Origin of the sequence: Maricaulis sp., assembly GCF_039978735.1 — a bacterium.
Lineage (GTDB): Bacteria > Pseudomonadota > Alphaproteobacteria > Caulobacterales > Maricaulaceae > Maricaulis.
On the sequence record NZ_JBDWAS010000017.1, the window covers coordinates 1 to 23,824 of the forward strand.

The window sequence follows — 23,824 nt, forward strand, 5'->3', positions numbered from 1 at the left end:
TGACGGCCGGGGCGGCCCGGACGGCTGCCATAATCCGGTTCGACCGAGGAGATCTGCGCTGCCATGCCGCCGCCGATGGAGGGGATGTCGCGATCCACTTCCATGCAGGCGCCGTCGAAATTGGCGTGCTGGCAGACGCGCCAGGAGCGGCGTCCGGAATGGCGGATCGAGCGTGCCTGGTCGTTGAAGCCGAGCTGCTGGAGATTGCTCACCGTATCGGTGATCGTCACCGAGCGGCCGGTATAGTTATAGCCCGAATAGAGCGTGATCGAGCTTTCGCCGGGGCGTCCCGGACGGCCCGGACGGTCCGGATAGCCCGGATCGGGGCGGCCCAGATAGGCCGGGCGCACCGAGGTGATCTGGTTGTCCATCCGGCCCAGCGAGGGCTGGTCGCTGCGATGGGTCTCGCAGGTGCCGTTGTAATCGTCGTGCTGGCACACTTCCCACTCGCCGGAGACGATCCGGAAGGAGGAGGTGCGGTCGTTGAAACGGCGGCTCGACAGATTGCGGTCGGCGCCGGTCACGCGGACTTCCTGGCCGGTATAGTTCGGACCGTCATACAGGATGATTTCCTGAGCCTGGGCCGGTGCGGCGGCGGGCAGCCAGGCTGCGGCGAGCAGGGCTGCGCCGAGTGTGGCGGTGCGGATGGACATGGGTTCTCTCCCTCTTGCCAATGCGGTGCGAGCATCACCCTGCCAGAGCCTGCCTGAACCGCATTCGAGCGGACAGTTCATGCGCGGTTCATGGCCCGGGCGCGGCCCGCAGCCGCATCCCCCTTGCCGGCACCGCCGGGCGGTGCCGGTGTCGATGGCGAGCCTAGTTCGGATCGCCGGAATTGTCGTCCGTCTCGTCGGACTGCGAGCGGTCGCGGCGCTGGTTGAACAGGCCGCGCAGCAATTGCTCGGCCGGATCGACCTCTTCCTCATCGGTCTGACCCTCTTCGCCGTCCGTCGCCTCATCATTGCGGTTGCCCAGGCCCAGCGCATTGCGCAACGCGTCGCGCGCGGCATCCTCGGGCGACTGGTTGCGGTCGCCGCCGATGGCATTGCTCAGCGCGCCCTGCAGCAGGGCGCGCGTCACGGCCTCGGTATCGACGCCATAACCGACATTGTTGAAATCGCCGCGGAAGCGGATCGGCACGACAATGCCCTGCAGGTCGGTCGAACCGCCCTGGCCCTCGATCGAGGCGACGGCGCGCGGACGCAGGCGATAGTCCAGCGTCTGGCTGGGCAGATCGACCCAGCCCTGGCCTTCCACGCGCAGCAGCGGGGAGAGCATCAGAAGGTCGTTATTCGTCAGCCGGCCATTGGCGATGGCGAATGTGCCGCCGAGGCTGGAGAAGTCGGTCTCCTGGCGTTCGCCGACACTGGCCTGTTCGCTGTCGTCCTCGCTGGTATCGGCCGCCTGGGCGCCGCCGGAACGGTCGAGGAAGCCGGACACATTGCGGATCGTCTCGGCGATATTGATGCCGACAATGGCGCCGTCGGCGAAGTTGAACTCACCATTACCGCCCAGATTGCGCATCATCGCCGCCTGGCTGTTGCCGGAGGTGGCGAGCGAGAGCGTCATGGCGCCGGTCCCGGCCAGCCGGTCGAACCCGGCCGCCGCGTCCAGGAAGGGCAGGGCGTCCAGACCGGCCAGGCTGGCATCCAGCGAGAAGGAGGGCGTCGCCGTGCGGGCATTGGCCACGATGGTGACATTGCCCTGGCCTTCATAGAGCGAGATCCGCTCCAGCACGGCCTGCAGGCGGCGATTGTCGACCACGGCCCGCAGGGCTGCATCGGTCACCTCGATATCGCGCACCAGCAGCCGGCCGACATTCAGCGACAGATCGGCATCGGCAATGCCCAGCCCGGCGAAATCGATCGCCTCCTCGCTCCAGGGCGGGATGCCGCCGCCGGCCGCCGGGGCGGCATCCCCGGCGGGAGCGGGCAGGTAGGGGTTCACGTTCAGCTCGTCCAGATCCAGACGGCCGGTCAGGCGCGGCCGGCTGCCCGACAGGTCGGCGGCCAGATTGCCCGAGCCGCGGATCTCGTCGAAGCGGATCGAGCGGGCCGTCAGGCCCAGACGCGAGGTCGTGCCCTCGATCCGGCCCTGCGCGGCAAAGCGCTGCAGGTTCTCGCCCGGCGGCAGCGGGCTGCCGGCAAAGGCGGCGAGCGCCCGGATGGAGGGGATGTCGGCGGAGAAGTCGCCGGCAAACTCGATATCCTCGGAGGCCGGGATTTCCCCGTCAAAGCTGACATCGACCAGATTGCCGCCCAGCGACAGGGTGAGCGGTGTGGCGCGGCCCTCGAAGAAGTCGCGGATCGAGCCCAGCTCGGCATCGAATGTCATCGCCTCGCCATCGGCCGAGAGCGAGCCGTCGATCGCGGTCGGCGCGTCCAGCGAGGGCAGGGCGATGGCCAGGTCCAGACCGGTGATCTCGCGGCTCTGGCTGCCATCGGAATAGAAGATCGAGGCGTTCTCGATGCGCACATCGCCGAAACTGGCATCGATCGGCAGGGCGCCGGGCTGGCGCACGAACCCGTCGCCGGCCGGTGCGGCCGGGGCGGGGGCGGCGTCGGGATCGGCAAAGGTCCAGTTATTGCCGCCGCGGCGCTGTTCCAGCCGGATCACCGGATCGATCAGCACGAACTCGGTGATCTCCACCCGGCGCGACAGCAGCGGGATCAGCTCCAGGCCGACCCGCATCTCGCCCATCTGCGCGAAGGGTTCGTCCGAGAACCCCTCGGCATTGGCGATGGTGACATCGCGCGCCACCACCTGCACCCGCGGCAGGATTGTCAGGCTGACATCACCGGCCAGCTGCACCGGCCGGTTCAGCGCATCGCCGGCGGCGGCTTCCACGCGGTCGCGATAGGCCGAGGCCGGGATCACGGCGGGCAGGATGAAGGCGGCGCCGATCACGAGGACGACGAGAACGAGAAGAAAGAGGCCGAGGCGTTTCATGGGGGACAGGCTCCAAAAGGATTCGGACGCACACTAGCACCTGCAATTGTCGCTTTCTTGGCAAGACGGGCAGGCGGCTGTGCGTTATTGTAAAGGAGAATGTGTCGGAAAACCAAAGGGGAAGGGTATGCCGGACACCTGCTGCAATCGCACATCATCGTCGAACGGCCTTGTGCGCCGCCGCGAACTCATCATCGGCCTGGCCGCCGGCACCGTGCTGCCGCTGGCCGCGGGCTGTGCCGACAATGCCGCGCTGGGCCGCTCCCAGCTGATGCTGGTCTCTGACGGCCAGCTGGCGCAAATGTCCAACCAGGCCTGGCAGGACACGCTGCGCGAGGAACGCGTGCTGCGCGATCCCAGCTATCAGCGCCGCCTGGAACGCGTCGGCCAGCGCATCGTCCCGGCCTCCGGCCTCACCGGCTATCAATGGGAATTCACTGTCTTCGACAGCGAGGAGCGCAATGCCTGGGTCCTGCCCAATGGCAAGGTGGCCTTCTACAAGGGCATCATGGACCTGATGGAAGGCGACGGGCATATCGCCACCGTGCTGGGCCACGAGATCGCCCATATCGCCGGCCGCCACTCGGCCGAGCGGGCCAGCCAGCAGCTCGCCTCCCAGGTCGGCATCTCCCTGGTCACCGGCGCGCTGGGCAACAGCGAATACAGCCAGTACAGCCAGGAGATCGGTGCCGCGCTGGGCATGGGCGCCACCTACGGCATCATCCTGCCCTATTCGCGCGAGCACGAATACGAGGCCGACCGGATCGGCGTCGATTACATGGTGCGCGCCGGATACAATCCCCAGGACGCGCTCGACTTCTGGATCGGCATGGCCGCCATGAACCAGCGCCAGACCGCCGAATTCGCCTCCACCCACCCCTCCGACGCCAACCGCATCGCCGCCATGCGCCAGCACATCCGCGCACGGGGGTATGGCGCTTAGGGAGAGGTTCTCGGGGGCGGCGCAGTGCTGTGCGGTCCTTCCCCTTGATGGGGAAGGTGTCCCGAAGGGACGGAAGGGGTGAAACGCGAAGCGTTTCCGGTCTTCAAAAAGTCACCCACTCCACCACGCCTGCGGCGTGGTTCCCCTCGCCCATCAAGGGCGAGGACCGCTTCCAGCCATCGCGCCCTTCCCGGGGAGACCGGTCCGGTTTCCGCCCGCCGCAGCCCGCCCGCACAGCGGCCTGCAAATCGCCTGACGAAGCAGTTGCCAGCGCGCGGGAGGGACGCTAGTTTCCCGCGCCTCACGCCCCCTTTGCGGGCCGTGACACCCGAGTGCCGCCTTAGCTCAGTTGGTTAGAGCGCTAGATTGTGGATCTAGAGGTCCCCTGTTCAAACCAGGGAGGCGGTACCATTTTTCTTTCTTCTCGATTTTCTAGCCCTATTGGCATCCAGCGAGCGTGTGCGTACCGCCATAGGTCGATGTCGATCATTGAAAACCTAAAGAAGCAGTAAGGTGCTGACAATTCGAAGCACTCTTATGCAGAGGCATCTGCAGCTGTGGCCTCATCCCCACCTACAGCAGTCGCCGACCGCCCCCTGGGTACGGGTTTTCGGCGTGCGTCGCGACTTGCTTTCTCCTTCTCAGGATCATGTGGCACCTCAACCCAAAGCGGACGGTCACCCCGAACGCCACTCCCTATAGCGAAGAAGTTTCGTTTCGGCAGCGTTGGGAGAGCTCGAATTAGATCTTGAGAAACAACGCTTTCGAGATACTGAAGGCTCGTTTTATCGATGAGCTTGAAACAAAAAATGGTGTGGCACTGCGAAAGTATCGTCTTGCTAACGAGCGCGGTCCGTTGGGACACCAGCAAAAGGCCAACACCATATTTTCTGCCTTGCAGCGCGATTTGACCTATGCGCTCGGTCGCCCACTTTACATCCCAATCACTCCCGCCTGCAGTCTCGGGTATAACCAAATGGGCTTCCTCAATTGCGACCAGAACCTGCTGCTCGCTGTGGCTGTTCCGCGCCCAGTTCATCAGGCAGGTGAGATAAAGTTCCACGCATATGACTGAGCCTTTTGAATTGGAAATTTGATCGAAATCAAAGAGGGCTAAATTTTCACCAGATTCTATAAATTTATTTATCTCGGCCTCTACTGATGTTTCTTTTTCCTCCTTGAATTTTTTAAGGTCTATTTTTTCATTCTCCGATCTAAAGCCCTTGATGTCGATCTTAAATAAAAGCTCATCAAGCGTCCTAACATCCTCCCCTCCGAGGCCGAGGGGGGTTGGTCCCAAATCGGCCAAACGCGATCTGTAATCACCTGTAAAGTCGACGCAGATAACCTTAATGCCGCGATCTACGGCGCCTCGAATTATGTCGAAAGCTAGTTCAGTCTTTCCGCTTCCCGTGGAGCCTAGCACGGCGCAATGAAGCTCGCTAAGGACGTTTAGGTCAGCCCTAGCTGGAAGTTTTGAACCAACAACTTCTCCAATCACAAGGTCATTAGCTGAAGGGGGTGTGGGGCTTTGTGCAGTAAGATCTGCAGGTGCGGAAACAACCGGAGTGTTCATATCCGGAATCCATCTGTGCTCTTCTAAGTATCCTTGTTCCGTAATTCGCCCCAATTGATTGCATATTGCGACTGTTTTTCCGCTTGGGTTTCCTGCAATCAGCTCTTCAGTAGATCGTGCCTCCACAACTTGATAATATACCAACTGTTCTTGAATCTTTACGTTCACTAAGGTGCCGCGCTGGACTTTGCTGTTGGGCAGAACCTCGAAAACTAAGCTTTCAATGCTGCTCCCTTCGATGGCGAAACCGATGATTTCAGTCCCATTGCCAACGCCCGGAATGTCGGCATCGGTATCGGTGGTCTCGTAGACACTGCCGATGCCAAGTGGCAAGGGATCGTTCGTCAGAATGCGTTTTTCTGTTAGGTAGGCGGTGCCTACGACTTCGTGGTCTTTAAGCTCAGCGAAAAGCGGGACCAAGTATGCGCCGTGTCCGTCAGCCATTCGGGCAACTACCGGAAGGCCTTTCTTCCAACGGTCGGGCTTATCAAGAGATACTCGGACGAGGTTGGGAGCATCAACTCTCGCAATAGTCCCAAGTTTCGGGCCCACCGTGGTCAACATTCTTGAGATAGTGAGAGCTGCTATCCGTATTAGGCGCTCTACAGGCTTTATAGTGCTAACAAGTACCCAGAAAATAAGAAGCATAACAATTGCTGATAATGTATCATTGTATGTGCTCAAAACGGATAATGTAAATGGTATTGTGAACTGAACTTCTCCCGCCCCCAGCATATCGGCTATCAGATATGTTTTGCTGGATTCTTGTGTTCTTCCGCGAGCTGCGAGATCAAATATCGCGAAGCCTGACAGCAAGATTGTTGAGGAGGCAAGCAACAAGCCGATTAGCTTCAATGAGTCGAATACGTTTGCGTATAGCTCCGGGCTTGGACCCGTTTGATAGATCGCGATGCCTGCGGCTACGGCCGTGCTTAGTGCGTCTCTTGGGGGACGATACCACGGTGCGCTAATAAGCGTCAGCAACCAGTATGCTATAAGAATGATGAGCCAACCCGACCGACCCATACTATCTGTTAGAGAGCCTCCTTCCAAAAAAAGGAAAAGGCCGACAGCCGAAACAGAATAAACTAGTAGAGCGATAGCCCGTTGAGACTGCGAGAGTTTGCTAGTCAAAATCTCACCCCCTGCCAAGTTGCGCAGGCTGGCATTTTATCAAGCTTACCAAAAGTCGCAATTTTCTTATAAGCATCAGATAATTGAGGCGCAGGCCAAAGAAATGGCCGGTGCCAATTTGGTTTACTATGGCGTCGGGTCCGAACTGATAGCGGCCCTCCCCCCTAAACCCCCGCCCGCCCCACAGCCGCGGACACCATGAACGCCGACCGGCTCATGCCGGCGCGGGTGGCGGCCTGGTCGATCAGGGCGAGCTGGCCGGTGTCGATGGAGAGGTTGATGCGGGTGGTGCGGCCGCTGGTGATGGCGGGCGCGATCAGCGGGGTGAGGACGGCATCCCGCCGGTCCTCCAGAAACTCCGGATCCGCTAGCAGCGCCCCGATCGCCCGCGGAGCGGGGACGGCCTCGCCATCCTGTTTCATCCCCTCCAGATGCAGGGCGAGGGCGGTGCGCGCCTCCTCGAGGGCAGCCTCGACGGTCTCTCCCGCCGACACGCATCCCGGCAGGTCCGGAAAGGACACGCTGAAATCCGACTGGGGGTCCTTGTGGACCAGGGCGACATACATGATCCGCGTCTCCTGTCCGGGGGGTGTTGGTCCCGGTTCGGCGACAATATACACACTGAGTGTGTATTTCTCAATCGGTGGGCCTAGCGGCTGGTGACGATCACGGCCGACGGGAGATTACAGCTTGTCCCATCCCGCCTGACGGCAGATCGACTTCAGCGTTCCCGCGGCAAGCGTGCGGCGGGGATGAGGCACGGTGACACGTCCGGGGCGGTCGGGATGCTTCCATTGGGTATGGCTGCCCTTCTGGGCAATCTTCACCCATCCCGCCTTCTCAAGGCGCCGGATAATGTCCCTGCTGCTGACCGGCATGCGGTTTCCGTGTGCTGGTGACAATATACAATCAAAAGTGGTTATTGTCACGCCTGCGACCCCGCTTCCCCCCTCCCGCCGCGTATTTCCGCCATCAACTTATCCACTGTCCTGCAGCCCGTGCGATAATGGGGGATCGGGTTAGGCTGGCGCCGGTTGGCAGAGCTGGCAGCAGAGCCGGCGGGAGGCGGATGCAATGGACGGAACGGGTCCGGATTTGACGGTGCAGACGGTATCCCTGCCGGGCGGGACGGTGTCGCTGCGCGTCTGGTCCAATCCGGGAAAGCCGCGCCTGGCTTTCCTGCACGCCAATGGTTTTTGTGCTTCGACCTATCGCCAGGTGTTCGAGAAACTGGCCGGAGACTACGAGATTTACGCCCCGGATCTGCGCGGTCATGGCGCTACAACGCTACCGGCCGACGCAGACATGCACCGCTCATGGGGCACTTATGTTACCGATATGATGGCCTTGTGGGGGCAGTTGGGCTTCGTTCCGGATGCCATGGCGGGCCATTCCATGGGCGCCACCACGGCCCTGATGACCGCAGCCCGCCTGGCTCGCGAGGGCAAGCCTGTCCCCGTTCTGGCGCTGATCGAACCGGTGATTCTGCCGCGCCCGGTCTACTGGCTTGCCCGCTCGCCCTTCTTCGCGCTCAACCGCAATCGCATGCCGATCGCCCGCCAGGCGCGCCGCCGCCGCAATGGCTGGCCCGACCGCGAGGCGGCGCGGCAGCGCTATGCCAAACACCCCGGTTTTGCCCGCTGGGCTCCCGGCGTGCTGGAGGATTATCTCGAGGGCGGCCTGCGGGATGCCGGGGAGGGCGCCGAGAATGGGAACAGGGGCGGTGAGGGGAAGGTTGTCCTCGCCTGCGACCCCGCCTGGGAGGCGGCGAACTATGAAGCCCAGGCCCACAATCCCGACGCCGCCGCCCGGCAGGTTGCCGGGCGCGCGCACGTGCTGCAGGCGGGGCATGGCTCGACCCTGATGCGCCCGCGCGCGCTGACCCGCCACGGGGCACAGCTCACACGCATGGACGATCTGGGCCATCTCGCCCCGATGCAGGCACCGGACCGGGTCGCGGCCTGGCTGTCCGGTGCCCTGCGGGGCGATGACTGAGGCGATGACCAGGACGTGGCGATCAGCGCTGGCTGGGCGTGTCGTCGTCCGCCGCGGCCTCTTCCGCCGCATTGCGGCGCTGGACGAGGGCGCGGGCCGTCTCGACACTGTCGATCTCCTCGACCGTGTGGATCGAGCAGCGCATTTGCGGCTGGCCGACATGGATGTACTCCACCAGCGGCGGGTAGAGCGTGGCCGTGTCGCCGAAACTCGTGCCGATCTGTATGCCCGAGCGCAGCTCCGGACACGGATGGCGCAGCGTGACGAGGTAGTGGCGGCGCGCGCCACCATTGAGCACCAGGTGCTCGCGGTCGATCACCGAATAGCCGTTGATATTGATCACGCGGATCCGGTCCGTGGCCGGTTCCAGCGGATAGGCTTCGGCGGCCGCAACGGCCTCCGGATCGAGATCCTGGGCGGTCGCGGCTGGCGCGCCCATCAGGGCCAGCGCTCCGGCCGCGGCCAGAAGCGGCGCGGCGGTGGCGGCAAATTTCACGCATGTCATGGCGTATCCTTTATGCATCCGTTCAAAGGATCCCTCGCTCCCACAAGGATATCGGCGCTCTGCGGGGTGCCGTCAACCGTCCTCCCGGCGGCACGGCGCCGCATCGTTAACGCCGGATTAGCCATGAGGCGCGAGTCTGGACGTCGATTCGCAGCAACCGATTCCCCGGAGACCGCCTTGGTCAGCCCCGTCGACGCCAACAACCAGGACTTCATGACCCGCACCCTGCGCCAGGCCGCGCAGGAGACCGGCACGGATTTCAACTTCCTGCTGCGCACCGCTGCGCGGGAAAGCAATTTCGATGTGCGCGCCGAGGCCTCGACGTCGTCGGCCTCCGGCCTGTTCCAGTTCATCGAGCAGACCTGGCTGGGCGTGATGCAGCGCCGCGGCGCCGAACACGGCTATGAAGACGCCGCCGCCGCGATCAGCCGCGATGCCAACGGCCGCTATGTGGTCGAGGATCCGGTGCAGCGCCAGCGCATTCTCGACCTGCGCTTCGACGCCGAAGCCTCTGCCCGCATGGCCGGCGAACTGGCTGCGGAGAATGCCGCCGTGATCCAGACGCGGATCGGCCGCGCTGCATCCGGCGGCGAACTCTATGCCGCCCACTTCCTGGGCGCCCAGGGGGCTGCAAGCCTGATCGAGGCCGCCGAAAACAATCCGCAGGGCCGCGCCGACCAGCTCTTCCCGGCGGCTGCCCGCGCCAATCGCGCCATCTTCTACGAGGACGGCCGCGCCCGCTCGACAAGCGAAGTGCTGGCCTCGCTGACGGGCGACCGTCCGGCACCGCAGATCCCGGCATCCGCGAACCGCGCTGCTGCGGCCTCGCCCGATCTCAATGATAGCGGCAATATCCGCCTTGCCGGCAGCTACACCCCGGCCCGCAATACCTCGCCCGTCGCCCCGGGCAGTCACCGGGTCGGCAATGGCGAGCTGTCGCCGGCACTGGTGGAGATCCTGGCCTCGCTGGACGCCCCGCGCTCGGCCGGCCGCGCCCGCAATTCGTAAAGCTGCGAAACGGGTTGCAAGCTTTCGTTAAGCATACCGGGCCTAGAAACAGGGCCGATACATTCAACATGATGGACCTGCCATGAGCGTCGTCGCGCTGCGCAATCGACTGACCCAGGACGATATCCGCCGTCTGGTAAAGGGCGAGAACGAGGAAGTCCGCGCCTCGGCCGCGCAAAAGATCTGCCGCCGCATGGACGCGGCCAATCTGACCGATGCCGAGCGCGGTGCCGCGCGTGACATTCTCGACCTGATCGCCCGTGACGCTGCCGAACTCGTGCGCCGGGCCATGGCCGTCACCCTCAAGCAATCCCGCAACCTGCCGCACGACATCGCCGTGAAACTGGCGATGGATGTCGATACCGTGGCCCTGCCGGTGCTGGAAAACTCCCCGGTCCTGGAAGACGAGGACCTGCTGCGCGTGCTCGAACATGCCGGCAGCGACAAGCGCTGTGCCATTGCCGGCCGGCCGCATGTCGCGCCGATCATCGTGCACGAACTGCTCGACAGCCGCGACGAGCGGGCCGTGTCGATCGCCGCTGCCAATGACGGTGCCCGGTTCGACGACGCAGCCTATCAGCGCGCCTTTGCCGAATTCTGCGAGAACCCGGTGGTGATGGACAGTTTCGTCGCCCGCTCGCAATTGCCGCTGGATGTCACCGAGCGCCTGATCTCGCACATTTCCGACACCGCGCTGCAGCGCCTGGTCTCGCACCACGCCCTGCCGCCGCAGGTCGCCGTGGAGATCGCCGAGGGCGCGCGCGAGCGTGCCACGCTGGACCTCGTTGACCAGGCCGGCCTGGCGCACGATCCCAAGCATTTCGTCCAGCAGCTGCGCCTCAATGCGCGCCTGACACCGTCGCTGATCCTGCGCGCCCTGCTGCGCGGACACGTCGCCTTCGTCGAGCACGCCTTCGCCGAACTGGCCGGCATCACCCATGCCAAGGCCTGGCTGCTGGTGCACGATGCCGGACCGCTGGGCCTGCGCGCGGTCTATGACCGTACCGGCATGCCCTCGCGCCTCTACCCGGCGATCCGGGCCTGTTTCGACGTGCTGCACGCGATGGAAGTCCCGCACGATACGGCCGGCCGGGAACGCTTCCGCCGTGCGCTTGCCGAACGGGCGATCACCCGCTTCCAGGGCATCCCCGAGGACGATCTCGACTATATCCTGTCCCGCTTCGAGGATGATGACGAACAGCTGGCCCGGGCCGGCTAGGTTTCCTGTCCTTGCGCACGTGAAAAGAAAAAGGCCGCCCGGAGAGGCGGCCTTTCTTGTGTCCGGCAATGCTAAAAGGATCAGTCCTTCCAGGGCTCGGCAAAGGCGGCAGACTGCCGTTCCAGCTCGCCGGCGAGTTCGGACGCCACGGCATCCTCGTCATTGCGGATATTCTGCGACAGGGCAGCCCGGATCGCACCGACATGGGCGAGGGCGAGGGCCAGTGGGGCCTTGTCGCGCTTCTCCTGCATGTCGATCATCTTGGTCAGCGAGCCGGCCAGGCGCGTGACGATCGGGAATTCATAGGTCGAACCGAGACCGCGCAGGTCGTGGGCCCGGACAAAGAGTTCTTCGCCTTCAGGACCGGCGAGGCCGGTCGTCTTGACCACCTTGGCAGCGGCTTCCAGCTTGCCGACTTCCTCTTCCAGCCACTGGCCGAAATCGGAACGCAGATCCTTGAGGGCCTCTTCGGCCTTCTCGATCATGTGCATGTCGGCCTGGCTGATCGGGCCGCCAACCTTGGCCTGCAGCAGGTTGGGCACCGAAATTACTTCAGCATCGTTGGGTTTGGCCATGGTCTTATCCCTCTCAGTTCGCGGGGGAATGGGCGGCATGGCCAGTATCGGCATGCCCGGAAAAACGGTTCAGGGTCTCGCTCAGCGCGCCGGCCAGGGAGGCCGCGGTGAAGGGTTTGACCAGAAAGGTGTCGACGCCGGCGGCGGTGGCCTCGGCGATGCGCTGGCGATCGGAATATCCGCTCAGCATGATGACCGGGATGAAGGCGGTCGGGCTGGCGGGCTTGCGGCGCAGGGTGCGCACGAAGTCCAGCCCGTCGCGCGGCCGCATCTTCCAGTCGGTAATGACGAGATCGACCGGACGGCTGGCCAGCACATCCAGGGCGCGGTCCACCGTGTCGGCCTCGATGACCTGGGCACAGCCGAACGCATTCAGGGACACCCGCAGCGCGCCGCGCAGGGCAGCGTTGTCGTCGACCAGCAGCACGCGCAGGCGGCTCAGATCGGTGGGCAGTTCGGGTGCAGTCATGGCGTCGGCGAATCCGGTTCGGGTCAATTCGACTCGAATACTAGCCGGCCTTGCTTAACGTCAGCCTAAACGGATCAGCTTTCGAACTGTTCGATCAGGATGCGCTCGGCCAGGTCACGCCCCTTATCGTACAGCAGGGTAAGCGTGACGTCATTCGCCTCGACGATATCCACCCGCGCGACCTCGCGGAATTCGCGATTGTCGGCCACGGCCGAGACGGGGCGCAGGCGCGGTTCGACGATCTCGAATCCCACGCGCACGGTGTGCGGCAGCAGCGCCCCGCGCCAGCGGCGCGGGCGGAAGGCGCTGATCGGGGTGAGGGCGAGGACCTTGGAATTGAGCGGCAGGATCGGGCCATGGGCCGACAGGTTATAGGCCGTGGATCCGGCCGGTGTGGCGACCAGAACGCCATCGGCCTGCAGCTCGCCCATCCGGTCGCGGCCATCGATCGTGATCTTGATCTTGGCGGTCTGCCGGGTTTCGCGCAGCAGGGAGACCTCGTTGATCGCGAGGGCCTCGAACGGCTGGCAGTTCACATCCTCGCCCCAGGCACGCAGCGGGTGGATCCGGACATGTTCGGCCGTCGCGATGCGTTCGCGCAGACCGTCCGGCCGGAACTCGTTCATCAGGAAGCCGACCGAGCCGAAATTCATGCCATAGACACGGGCCCCGGTCTTGATCGAGGTGTGCAGTGCGTCGAGCATGAGACCGTCGCCGCCCAGGGCAATGATCGTGTCGGCCTCGTCCAGCGGGACGCAGCCATACAGCTCTTCAAGGCGTGCTTTGGCAGCCTTGGCTTCAGGCCTGGGACTGGCCAGGAAGGCAAATGAATCGGAGATCGCGGGGCTCTGGGAAAAAGACGTTACCGAACACGTCTTTATTCAACCCCTGGAACCCATCTGACGCAAGACCTTGGCCGCTTTCTCCGGGCCGTACATGCGGAACACGTTTGCGGCAGCCGACATGGCGTCACCTTCCAGCGCCTGGTGCATGCGTCCGGAACGCTGCAGCGCCTTGTGGATCACCGGATAGGCGGTGCGTTCCAGATTGGCGGCCTGGCAGGCCATCGCCGCGGCGCGGACACCGCCCATGGCGAGAGCGATCCGCCACTGGGACACCTTGATGCTGCACAGATGGGCGATGGCATGATCGAACACGGCTTCCTCGCCGCGCACCAGCGCGTCCAGCGCATACTTGCCGTCCAGCTTGCCGTCCTTGGCCGCGTCATTGACGCGCCGGGCGGCATCCTTGTCGACATCTTCCGGGGTCGCGGAGAGGGCCGTCTCGACAGCAAGCGCCTCGACCTTGTCCTTGTCCAGGCCGAAGCGGCGATAGAGTTCCTCGCGCCAGTTCTCCGGCAGCATGATGCACAGCTGGGTGGCGAAATCGGTCGTCAGATCGTGACGGCGGGCCAGGGCCTCGCGCAGTTTGGGATTGTCGCGGGCGACCGTCAGGCAGATGTCCAGCGTGTTCTCGGAGATCTCGGCCGTCGAATTGTTTGCCAGGGCGCGCAGCACGATGGCTTCGCCCGGGCGGGCCAGGGTGTCGCTGACGGCGAGACAGAGATTGGCCCGCATCGCGAGCACTTTGCGATGCTCGGTCGTGCCGGATTCCGCCAGCTCGATCATGTCCTTCTGGGTCAGTTTCGAGCTCTTCTCGATGATCACTGCCGAGACTTCGATCGGCTCGAAGGCCAGGAAACGGATGATGTCGTGAGGGGCCCAGTCGCACGGTGCGAGCTTGGCGGCAATTTCCGCCTTGGTCGCGGTGTCGCTTTTGGCCGAAAGGGTAACGAGCAGCTCCCCCGCGACCGGATCGGCGGTCGGGCTGAGGGGCTGTGCCAGGCACAGATCCACGACACCCATGGCCAGCTCCCGGCGCTTGCCGGGATCTTTCATCTGGGCCAGGACATTGAGAGTTTCCGCGGTATTGGCAGGCATGGAGACGCAGCTTCTTGATTGTCGTTGCCTGCCATTAAGCCAGAAACGCCTTGAAAACTTGTTAATCGGCGCTGACAACAATTTGTGCGTGATTTCAAAGACTTGATTAACCCTGTATTGGGCGCTCTCTACTGGTAGATGCAGAGTAAAAAGCAAGCACAGGATGTGCTGTCCTGTGAAGCGCTTTTCGGCCCCTATCGCTTGCCACGGAAGGGTTTGACGGCGATGGAACATCGGCCAATACTTACAGGGTTGGCGATAAAGAAAACCCCCGGGGAGTTCAAAAATGGACGATCAAGCAAACCTGTCGGTCAAGGACCAGGTCTCCGAGGAAGAATGGAAGGCGCGCTGCGATCTGGCGGCGCTGTACCGGCTGGTGCGGATGCATGGCTGGGACGATCTCTTCTTCACACATATCTCTATGCGTGTACCCGGGCCGGACGAGCATTTCCTGCTCAATCCGTTCGGCCTGCTTTATGAAGACGTCACGGCGTCGAACATGGTCAAGGTCGACCTGGACGGGAATGTGCTGCCGCCCTCGCGCTACGGCATCAATCCGGCCGGCTTCACGATCCACTCCGCCATTCACGCGGCGCGGCCGGATGTGAAAGTCGCCCTGCACCTGCATTCCGACGACGGTGTTGCGGTCGCTGCCCAGAAGCGTGGCCTGCTGCCGATCTCGCAGCTGGCGATGAATGTCTACAACGATGTGAGCTATCACGAATACGAGGGTATCGCACTGGAGCACGAGGAGCGCGAACGCCTGGTTGCCGATCTGGGCGAGAAGAATCTGATGATCCTGCGCAATCACGGCACGCTGTCGGTCGGCGATCACCCGTTCTCGGCCTATGTGCGGATCTATCTCCTGGAAAAGGCCTGCCGCATCCAGATCAAGGCGCAAGCCGGCGGAGAGCTGATCGAGTGGGACCAGAAGATGCAGGATCGTGTCTTCGGGCAGTCTTCCGAGATCGCCTCGAACGATCTTTTCAAGGAGATCGCCTGGGCGGCGGTTCTGGACCGCGTCCGTCGCGAAAGCCCCGGCTTCGACAGCTGATCTCCGTCGCCATGAACCCGGCGGATGGAAATCCGCCGGGTACCTGCCAGCGACGCGTCGCAAAATACAATCAATAGTGGCATGAAGTTGCATGCGCGCTTATTGCGCGTATAGTCGCCATCCCGATCCGGACGTGCCGCTGCGTGGCTGCCCGGCCAAGCGGGAGGGACGCCTGATGGGATGGCGAAAGAGAGCTGGCGGCCTGCCGGTATCATTGAGAGTGCCGGCGGGCGTGTCCGCCGGCCTGCTGGCAATTCTGTCGATCCCGCTCGCGGCCGGACCGGCCGAGGCGGGCGCCTGGCTGCAGCGGAAGGGCGAGGGGCTGGCGATCGTCACGACGCTGGCCGACCGCGCCGACCAGCGTTTCGATGCCGGTGGCGAGCGGATCGATGACGGCTATTTCTACAAGGACGAGACGGCGGTCTACGCCGAATACGGCATCACGGCGCGCCTGACCGCGGTGGCGCGTCTGGCCTGGCAATCCGTCGAGCGCCGCCAGGGCGCGGTCCACGACGCCGCGCAAGGATTGTCCGCGAGTGAGCTCGGACTGCGCGCGGGCGTGTGGCAGGATGCGGGCCGGATCGCCACGCTGCAGGTGACGGCGCTCCTGCCCGGTGCCGGCGAGAATGTGTCAAACCAGCCGCTCGGTGCGGGTGGTGAGGCGTGGGAGATCCGCGCCCTGTGGGGCCAGTCGTTCGGGCGCGGCCGGTTTGCCGATATCCAGCTGGCACATCGATGGCGGGCGGAACCGGATCTGGACGAGGTGAGGCTGGATATCAGCGCCGGCTGGCGCCCGGCCCCGCGCTGGCAGATCATCGTCCAGTCACTGTCGGTGTGGAGTGCGGAAGCGGCGGGGCCGACCCGTCCGGCCTTCAGCCAGCACAAGCTGCAGCTCTCGCTCGGCCGTGAAATCGCCGGCATGGAATACCATGCCGGCGTCTATTTCACGCCCGCCGGCCGCAATACGCTGGACGAGCGGGCGATCTTCCTGTCCGTCTGGCGGCGCTTCTAGGGCCCGATCGCTTTCGGCAAAACCGGTGCCCACTTTTGCTGAAAATGCCGGGTCCCTGGCGGGCGCATTTTCGAACCGCAAATCCGGTACCCACTTTTGCTGAAAATGCTCTACTCAGCCGTCTCGACAGCCAGGTAGCCGATCACGTCGCGCCGATCGTCGGCCTCGCGCAGACCGACAAAGCTCATGCGGTTGCCGGGCACCAGGGCGCGCGGATTCTCGATCCAGGCGTTCAGGGTCTCGACGTCCCAGGTCAGACCGGCCTCGGTCAGTTGGGGGGAGTAGTTGAAGCCCTCGGCCGAGGCTGCCGCGCGCCCGATGACACCATGCAGATTGGGCCCGACCGTGTGACGGCCGCCTTCATTCAGGGTGTGGCAGGACTGACAGCGCCGGAACTGGCGCGCACCATTGGTCAGGTCGGCATTGGCGTAGTCGCCACCCAGGGCCGCCAGGATCGCCCCGGCATCGTCGTCATCGTCATCGTCATCGTCACTGCTGGCCATTGCCGTGGCCGCCGACGACGCAGTCGCAGACGGTTCGGCGGCGGGCGCCGCGGCTTCGTTGTGCACGGCCGGAGCCGCATCGGCGGTATCGCCGGTTTCACCGCCGCAGGCCGCGATGATCAGGGCGCCTGCAAGTGGAACGAGACTGCGCAGCATGCCGGAATCCTCCAGTTATCCAAAACGCTGGAACCCCATATAGCGCAATCCGCCCGCTGCGGGGTGCGACAGACTGCCACCGGCGCCACACCTTTGCAGCCCGACGGGGGCGTTTGCAGCAAAATGTGGGCCGTTCGGTGCGTCATCCCTCAATCGGGAACGCCTGCCCGGCGTCAGCCTCATTGGAATTTTCCTGTGTCCGGTTTTTCAAGCCCTGTTCGCCTGCGCGTCACGAATCCGACACGCCGCCGGGTCCGCCCGGTGATTCGGACAACGCCCCGAAAGGGGCCGACTTTCCAGGGGGATAGGTTTTGAAAACCTCAGAAAAAATGCAATGGCTCGGATCGACCGTTCTGGCCGGGATGATGGGTGTCAGCCTGCTGGCTGCCCCGGCCTGGTCGCAGAACCAGACCGAGACGCCGGACGATGAGCCGGTCCGGACTTCCGCGGGGGCGGAAGAGGATACGGCAGACGATTCCGAAGACACCATCACGATCACCGGTTCGCGGATCGTGCGCAGCGAGTTCTCCTCAGCGGCACCGATCCAGGTGATTGACGGCGAACTGTCGCGCGATCTGGGTCTGGTCGACGCGGCTGACCTGCTTTCCCAGACCACGGTTGTGCAGGGCCAGCAGACGACGACCGGCCTGTCGACCTCGGCCGGTCTGATCACGGACAGCGGTCCCGGTTCCGCAACGGCTGGTCTGCGCGGCCTGGACTCCGGGCGGACACTGGTGCTGGTCAACGGTCGCCGTCTCGCGCCGGCCGGTGTGCGGGGCGCGCCGAGCGCACCGGATCTCAACATGATCCCGGGCACGCTCGTGAATCGCGTGGAAATCCTGCTCGACGGTGCGTCCTCGGTCTATGGTTCCGACGCCGTGGCCGGCGTGGTGAACTACATCCTGCGCGACGATTTCGACGGTCTGCAGCTCGATGCCTATCTCACGGACCCCGAAATGGCCGGCGATGGCGGCCGTCAGCAGGTTTACACCGGCACGCTGGGCGTCAGCGGTGATCGCGGCTTCATCGGCTTTGCCGCCGAGTACACCAAGACGGAAGGCTTCACCGGCCGCGAGTTCGGCAGCTTCTACGAGCCCTATGCCGGCAATTGCATCACGAACTACAGCTATGGCGCCAGCGGCGAGATCTACGAGGATTGCGGCGCGTCCTTCGGTGCCGGTGTCGGCGTTTTCCCGGCGCTCGGCTATGTCGGCTATGAGGCGGGCCGCCAGCATCCGGGCTTCCCCGACGGCTTCTTCCCGATCCCCTTCACGCTCGACCTGCTGCAATCCGGCAGCGCGAACGGCACTGCACTGCTGCTGTGGCCGGAAGAGCTGAACGGCAGCCAGATGCCGGACTTCAACCGGACTTCGCTGTACTCGATCGGCGAGTTCGATCTCGGCTTCTATGGCGGAATGACGGCCTATTTCGAGGCGTCGTACACGCAGCGGGAAAGCGAATCGACAACGATCTCCCAGGGCGGCCTGGAGATGCCGGCCAACTACGCGCTGAACCCGTTCGGCCAGGCTGGCGATATCTACTTCCTCGAGCGCTATACGACCGAGACCGACGTGTCCCAGATGCGTCTGATCGGCGGTCTGCGCGGCGATCTGCCCTTCATGGACAATTTCGGTCCGATGCATGGCTGGAGCTATGACGCCTATGCCAGTTTCAGCCGGTCCGACGGCTTCGACCGGGTGCAGGGTCTGTACGACTATTCCCGCTATCTCCAGGTCCTGAGCAACACGACCGTCGATGGCAGCGGCAATGCGTCGTGCGCGCCGAACTTTGCCCCCAACTCGTCGCAGGTGATCGAATGCCGTCCGCTGGACTTCTTCGATGGCACCTTCCTGACGACGGGCCGTTTTGCCGATCCCGAGGACAATGACTACTTCTTCCCGAACCGCCTGACGCGGACGGTCGTCGAACAGTCTGTCCTGAGCGGCTATGCCACCGGTACGCTGTTCGACCTGCCTGACGGTCCGGTCGGCTTGGTGCTGGGTGGTGAATACCGCAAGGACGCCATCGTCACCGATACCGACGCGGGTGCATCTGGCGGCGAGTTCGCCGGCTTCTTCTCGGATCCGGGCTCGACCGGCGATCGTTCCCTGATGGAAGCCTTCATCGAGATGGAAGCACCGATCCTGATGGATCGTCCGTTCGCCGAGGAATTGTCGGTGAACGTGGCTGCCCGCTGGACCGAAGAATCCAACTATGGCGCCAGCTGGACCTACCGGATCCAGTCGCTCTACGCGCCGAATGAGTGGCTCCGCTTCCGTGCGACTTATGGCACCTCCTTCCGGGCGCCGAACCTCGGCGAACAATTCGGCGGACGTGTCCAGTTCTTCGGCAATCCGCAGGATCCGTGCCGCGTGCCGGGTATTGCCATTGTCGAAGTCGATCACGACAATGATCCGTCGACGCCGAATATCCGGCAGTACGATCCGACACTGGAAACCCGGAGCCCGACGGTCGTCCAGAACTGCCAGAATGGCGGCGGCCCCTACAACCTGCCGGGCGTTGACCCGTTCTCGCTGGGCACCACTGGCCTGGGCACGTCCAACGTGACCTTCCTGGGGGCCAGCACACTGGTCGCCACGGGGTCCAACCCGGACCTGGATGCGGAAACGTCCGAAGCTATTTCGGCCGGTTTCGTGATCGACCAGCCCTGGTTCGATGCGTTCGATCTGCGTCTGTCGGCGACCTATTACGATATCTCCGTCGACGGTCAGGTGGAGTCGCTGTCATCGCTGGCGATCGTGGCCCTGTGCTATGACTCGCCGAACCTCTCGAACAATCAGTGCCAGTACATCACGCGTGGTGGTGACGGCGAGATCAGCTTCGTGGAAGCGCTCAACCAGAATCTGGGCGAGCGGGTGACCGAAGGCATCGACGTCAATATCGAGTTCGGGATGGACTTCACGGCACCGGTCATCAACCGTCCGATGCGCTATGACGGTATCTTCCGGGCTACGCACACGCTGACGCAGTTCGAGGAAGAAACGGGCGCCGATGGCGTCACGATCAATGACGATCTGGGTGAGTATGGCTATCCGCAGAACCGGTTCAGCCTGACCAATGTGTTCTCCATCGGTGACTGGAGCGCATTGTGGCAGACCCGCTATGTCGGCGAGATGATCGAGGCTAATGACGATCCGTTCGATCCGGTCGGTTCGGGCCTCTACGCCTGTGTCGCGGCCGGCGACACGCCGTGTAACGTGTACGAGAACTCTCCGGAGTACTTCGTCCACGACGCATCGGTGACGTGGCGCAATGACGATCTGGTGGTTCGTGCCGGTGTGAACAATGTGTTCAATGATGCACCGGAACCGCAGAGCAATCACGGCTATGTCATCCGGGGCGTGGGTTACGATCTGAATGGCCGCACGCTGTTCATGAACGTCACCAAGCGCTTCTAGCCCTGCTGGAAATGCAGACTGCGAAGGCCCGCTCGTCAGAGCGGGCCTTTTGCGTTCGGGCGCCTTGCGTCATCCGACCCGGAAAACCCGTCATTCAACGGCATTCTGTTGTTCGCCGACCCCGTCCGACGCAGGCCGAATTCCGCTGTCGGCCGGTCCGGCCTCCCCGTAACCCCATTCGATGCGCTCCTGCGCATTCAAACGTGCATGCGGCTTGCCGCATGTGAGGGGATATCCAAGCCGGGGAGTAAATCGGCATGAAAAATCAAGCATTCAGGTCAATCGGCAGCGGTCTGGGACGATCCGCTTTGCTGGGCGCGACGATGCTGGCAGGCCTTGCGGCCGTGTCGGCACCGGCCTTCGCGCAAGAGGATACGGCCGGGGACGACGAGGTGATCGTGATCACCGGTTCGCGGATTGCGCGCCAGGACTATGTCGCCGACAGTCCGCTGGTCTCCGTGACCGGCGACCAGGTCGTCGCCAATGCGGACATCACGATCGACACCTATCTCAACACGCTGCCGCAGGTGAACCCGGCCGGCACCACCACGTCCAACAATCCGGGCAATGGCGGTCAGGCGAATGTCGACCTGCGGGGCTTCGGTGCCAACCGGAACATCGTTCTGATCGACGGCCGCCGTGCCATGCCGTCCAGCGCGGGGCTGACGGTCGACCTCAACACCATCCCGGCCGCCCTGATCGACCGGATCGAGGTTGCAACCGGCGGTGCCGGTGCCGTGTACGGTGCCGACGCTGTGGCCGGTGCGGTCAACGTGATCCTGCAGGATGATTTCGAGGGCGTCGATTTCCGCGCGACCTACGAGAACTCCACCGAATACTGGGACGCCCAGGAATACGGTGTCTCGCTGGTGATCGGCGGCAATATCGATGACGGCCGCGGCAATGCCGTGATCGCATTCGACCGCTCCGTGCGCGAGGGCATGATCAAGAGCCAGCGTCCCTTCGCCGAGCAGGCGACGGCGACGACGAGCTTCTTCCCGGCCGGCTCGCTGCTCTTCGGTGCAGCCAACCGTCCGACCGAAGCCTCGATCGACGCGGTCTTTGCCTCCTATGGTGTCGATCCGGCGAATGTCAGCGTCGGCAACCGCTTCGGTTTCAACCTGGATGGCACGCTGTTCTCGGCGGGTATCTTCAACCACCCGTCCGACGTGGAAAACTTCCGGTATGATATCGACGGCAACGTCAACCAGAACATCTTCCCGGATGCCTATTCCTACAATTTCGACTTCGTGAACCTGCTCACCCTGCCGATGGAGCGCGACAGCTTCATGGCCAGGGCAGACTATGATCTCGACAATGGCGTCAACATCTTCGGCAATATCGCCTGGGCGCACTACACGTCGGCTTCGGCGCTGGCGCCGACCCCGATCCCGACCGTGCAGACGCGCGCGCCGGGCGAGAACTCGACCATTCAGGCTGTTTCGGCCCTGGTCGAGCCGGGCCGCACCGTATCGAGCCAGCTGATCATTCCGGTCACCAACCCGTTCATCCCGACCGATCTGGCGGCCATTCTGGCGAGCCGGACCGGCGATGATCCGAACCTGGTTGGCTCGGGCGCGTTGGAGCCCTTCCTGATGCGCCAGCGGACCCTGTCCGCCGGCCTGCGCCAGTCGAACTTCGAGAACACCGTGACCAGCTACACCTTCGGCGCCGAAGGCCCGATCGGTTCCAGCGGCTGGACTTGGCATGCCTATGTCTCGCGCGGTGACACCGAAATCGATCGCAATCAGCAAGGCAATATCGATACCGATCGCCTGCAGATCCTGCTGGAGGCCGCCGATGGCGGCGACAGCATCTGCGCCGGCGGTTTCAACCCGTTCGGCCGCCAGCCGCTGTCTGCGGAATGTATCGACTATCTGGAAGTGTCCTCGACCGCGTCGACGGAATTCTCCCAGACGGTGGGTCAGCTCTATGTTGCCGGCGACGCCTTCAACATGCCGGCCGGTCCGGTGTCGATGGTACTGGGTGCCGAATATCGCGGCTTCGAGTTCGACTTCGATCCCGGTTCGGGCGGTGGCCCCATCTCCGGCTTCAATGCGCAAAACCCGAACTCGGGCACGAACTCGTTCGAAGACCTGTTCGGTGAGGCGCTGATCCCGCTGGCCGGCGATGACGCGCCTTTTGGCGCCGTTAACCTCAGCTTGGGTTATCGCGTCTCGCGCAGCGAATTCCGCGACGGTATCACCGGCAATACGGGCGGTTCGAACGATCCGGCCTACAAGGCCGAGCTGAGCTGGGAGCCGCTGGACTATGCCCGATTCCGGGCATCCTACCAGCACTCCGTGCGCGCGCCGAACTTCGGCGAACTGTTCGGTGGTGGCCGTTCTGCGCCGCAATACTTCGACCCGTGCTCGATCACCGGTGTCCAGCGTTCCGGACCCGATGCGGTACAGATGCGGGCCTTGTGCGCGGCGACGGGTGTGGCCTCTCCGGATGCCTATGTCCAGACGCCGGGGACCCAGGCGTCTGTGACCATAACCGGCAATACGGACCTCGATCCGGAATCGGCCGACACTTTCACCATCGGTGCGGTGTTCCAGTCGCCGGTCTCCAATCGCTGGCTGGACCGTTTCCAGGGCACGATCGACTACTGGCGCATCGACATCTCGTCGCCGATCCTGACGCCGGGGGTGAACCAGCTGATCGCCGATTGCTACAATTATTACGGCACCAATCCGACCTATGATGTGAACCGGGACTCCTGTGCCGGTATTGTACGCGGCGGCGGCGATGTTTTCGCGGTTGCCGATGTCAACGATCCGAACGGGCTCTATCCCGGCCTGAACGGTGGTTCGCAACAGGCCTCCGGTATCGACATCGCCTTTGGCTGGGGCTTCGAGCCGGAATGGCTCGGTGCGCCGTCCTGGGCCGGCAGCGTCACCACCAGCGTGATGCTGACGCATCTGCTGGAGTGGAAACAGCAGGATCTCAACAGCCTGCCGGAGCTGGATTTCGCCGGCACGGTCTCCTTCTTCGGCGAAGGCCTGGGCACCTCCTTCCCGGAATGGAAGGCTGTCTGGAACACGCGCTGGACCGTGGCGGACTTCGATCTCGATGTGCGCGCACAGTACATCGCGTCGATGGACAACCGTGCCAGCGTGATCTTCCCGGTCGAGACCAGCTTCACCGGTACCGATGCCATCTGGTACTGGGACGTGGCCGGAACCTGGAACATCACCGACAACGCTTCGATCCGTCTCGGCGTGAACAACCTGTTCGACGAACAGCCGCCGGAATACGCACCGAACGTGCAGTCGGGCACCGACCCGTCGCTCTACGACGTCGTCGGACGCCGCGTGTTCGGTCAGATCGCCCTGCGTTACTAGTGAGGGGAGACGCACCTGCC

The 23,824-nt window shown here is 63.6% G+C and carries 19 protein-coding genes and 1 tRNA gene; 9 read left to right on the plus strand and 11 right to left on the minus strand.

What is annotated here, in order from left to right; translation table 11 throughout:
• Positions 1–653, minus strand: a 653-nt coding sequence (locus ABJO18_RS05675) for a beta/gamma crystallin-related protein (protein ID WP_348515780.1), incomplete at its 3' end; no start/stop codon positions are given.
• Between the two features lie 163 nt (positions 654–816).
• Entirely contained in the window at positions 817–2,949 is a 2,133-nt protein-coding gene (locus tag ABJO18_RS05680; protein ID WP_348515781.1) for an AsmA family protein, read from the minus strand.
• Between the two features lie 127 nt (positions 2,950–3,076).
• Here ABJO18_RS05680 and ABJO18_RS05685 point away from each other — a divergent pair, with 127 nt between their 5' ends.
• Positions 3,077–3,892 (plus strand): M48 family metallopeptidase, encoded by an 816-nt coding sequence (locus ABJO18_RS05685; RefSeq protein ID WP_348335621.1) that lies wholly within the window; start codon positions 3,077–3,079, stop codon positions 3,890–3,892.
• A 334-nt stretch (positions 3,893–4,226) separates the two neighbouring features.
• A tRNA-His gene (locus ABJO18_RS05690) sits at positions 4,227–4,303 on the plus strand.
• A 124-nt stretch (positions 4,304–4,427) separates the two neighbouring features.
• On the opposite strand, the gene ABJO18_RS05695 is transcribed toward ABJO18_RS05690, so the two are convergent.
• The 3 genes from ABJO18_RS05695 to ABJO18_RS05705 form a co-directional block, all read right to left on the minus strand.
• Positions 4,428–6,308, minus strand: a complete 1,881-nt coding sequence (locus ABJO18_RS05695) for a DUF87 domain-containing protein (protein ID WP_348335619.1) — start codon at positions 6,306–6,308, stop codon at positions 4,428–4,430.
• A 458-nt stretch (positions 6,309–6,766) separates the two neighbouring features.
• Positions 6,767–7,168: a type II toxin-antitoxin system HicB family antitoxin gene (locus ABJO18_RS05700; protein ID WP_348335617.1), complete on the minus strand. Its 402-nt coding sequence runs from the start codon at positions 7,166–7,168 to the stop codon at positions 6,767–6,769.
• Positions 7,169–7,285: 117 nt separating this feature from the next.
• Positions 7,286–7,480: a type II toxin-antitoxin system HicA family toxin gene (locus tag ABJO18_RS05705; protein ID WP_271185256.1), complete on the minus strand. Its 195-nt coding sequence runs from the start codon at positions 7,478–7,480 to the stop codon at positions 7,286–7,288.
• A gap of 196 nt (positions 7,481–7,676) precedes the next feature.
• On the opposite strand from ABJO18_RS05705, the gene ABJO18_RS05710 reads away from it, so the two are divergent.
• Positions 7,677–8,597 carry an alpha/beta hydrolase gene (locus ABJO18_RS05710; RefSeq protein WP_348335615.1) on the plus strand — a complete coding sequence of 307 codons (921 nt, stop codon included), beginning with the start codon at positions 7,677–7,679 and terminating at the stop codon, positions 8,595–8,597.
• Positions 8,598–8,619: 22 nt separating this feature from the next.
• On the opposite strand, the gene ABJO18_RS05715 is transcribed toward ABJO18_RS05710, so the two are convergent.
• The gene (locus tag ABJO18_RS05715) at positions 8,620–9,102 is read right to left on the minus strand and encodes a DUF6491 family protein (protein WP_348335613.1); all 483 of its coding nucleotides are present in this window, start codon (positions 9,100–9,102) and stop codon (positions 8,620–8,622) included.
• Positions 9,103–9,279: 177 nt separating this feature from the next.
• On the opposite strand from ABJO18_RS05715, the gene ABJO18_RS05720 reads away from it, so the two are divergent.
• Positions 9,280–10,110, plus strand: coding sequence for a lytic transglycosylase domain-containing protein (locus ABJO18_RS05720; protein ID WP_348335611.1), 831 nt, complete (start codon positions 9,280–9,282; stop codon positions 10,108–10,110).
• 82 nt (positions 10,111–10,192) lie between these two features.
• Positions 10,193–11,329 (plus strand): DUF2336 domain-containing protein, encoded by a 1,137-nt coding sequence (locus tag ABJO18_RS05725; protein WP_348335609.1) that lies wholly within the window; start codon positions 10,193–10,195, stop codon positions 11,327–11,329.
• 80 nt (positions 11,330–11,409) lie between these two features.
• On the opposite strand, the gene ABJO18_RS05730 is transcribed toward ABJO18_RS05725, so the two are convergent.
• From ABJO18_RS05730 to ABJO18_RS05745, 4 genes are all read right to left on the minus strand, one after another.
• Positions 11,410–11,904: a hypothetical protein gene (locus ABJO18_RS05730; RefSeq protein WP_348335607.1), complete on the minus strand. Its 495-nt coding sequence runs from the start codon at positions 11,902–11,904 to the stop codon at positions 11,410–11,412.
• Positions 11,905–11,917: 13 nt separating this feature from the next.
• Positions 11,918–12,373: a response regulator gene (locus ABJO18_RS05735; protein ID WP_348335605.1), complete on the minus strand. Its 456-nt coding sequence runs from the start codon at positions 12,371–12,373 to the stop codon at positions 11,918–11,920.
• 74 nt (positions 12,374–12,447) lie between these two features.
• On the minus strand, positions 12,448–13,212 hold the full coding sequence (locus tag ABJO18_RS05740; RefSeq protein WP_291887638.1) for an NAD kinase: 765 nt from the start codon (positions 13,210–13,212) through the stop codon (positions 12,448–12,450).
• A gap of 42 nt (positions 13,213–13,254) precedes the next feature.
• Entirely contained in the window at positions 13,255–14,313 is a 1,059-nt protein-coding gene (locus tag ABJO18_RS05745; protein WP_348335603.1) for a DUF2336 domain-containing protein, read from the minus strand.
• Positions 14,314–14,599: 286 nt separating this feature from the next.
• Between ABJO18_RS05745 and ABJO18_RS05750 the strand changes: the two genes are divergently transcribed.
• Both ABJO18_RS05750 and ABJO18_RS05755 read left to right on the plus strand, forming a co-directional pair.
• The gene (locus ABJO18_RS05750; RefSeq protein WP_348335601.1) at positions 14,600–15,367 is read left to right on the plus strand and encodes a class II aldolase/adducin family protein; all 768 of its coding nucleotides are present in this window, start codon (positions 14,600–14,602) and stop codon (positions 15,365–15,367) included.
• A 175-nt stretch (positions 15,368–15,542) separates the two neighbouring features.
• Positions 15,543–16,379, plus strand: a complete 837-nt coding sequence (locus ABJO18_RS05755) for a hypothetical protein (protein ID WP_348515782.1) — start codon at positions 15,543–15,545, stop codon at positions 16,377–16,379.
• Positions 16,380–16,489: 110 nt separating this feature from the next.
• Here ABJO18_RS05755 and ABJO18_RS05760 read toward each other — a convergent pair whose 3' ends face one another.
• Positions 16,490–17,038: a cytochrome c family protein gene (locus ABJO18_RS05760; protein WP_348515783.1), complete on the minus strand. Its 549-nt coding sequence runs from the start codon at positions 17,036–17,038 to the stop codon at positions 16,490–16,492.
• Positions 17,039–17,349: 311 nt separating this feature from the next.
• On the opposite strand from ABJO18_RS05760, the gene ABJO18_RS05765 reads away from it, so the two are divergent.
• Positions 17,350–20,457: a TonB-dependent receptor gene (locus ABJO18_RS05765; protein WP_348507374.1), complete on the plus strand. Its 3,108-nt coding sequence runs from the start codon at positions 17,350–17,352 to the stop codon at positions 20,455–20,457.
• Positions 20,458–20,714: 257 nt separating this feature from the next.
• Positions 20,715–23,804 carry a TonB-dependent receptor gene (locus ABJO18_RS05770; RefSeq protein WP_348515784.1) on the plus strand — a complete coding sequence of 1,030 codons (3,090 nt, stop codon included), beginning with the start codon at positions 20,715–20,717 and terminating at the stop codon, positions 23,802–23,804.
• Positions 23,805–23,824 lie beyond the last annotated feature (20 nt).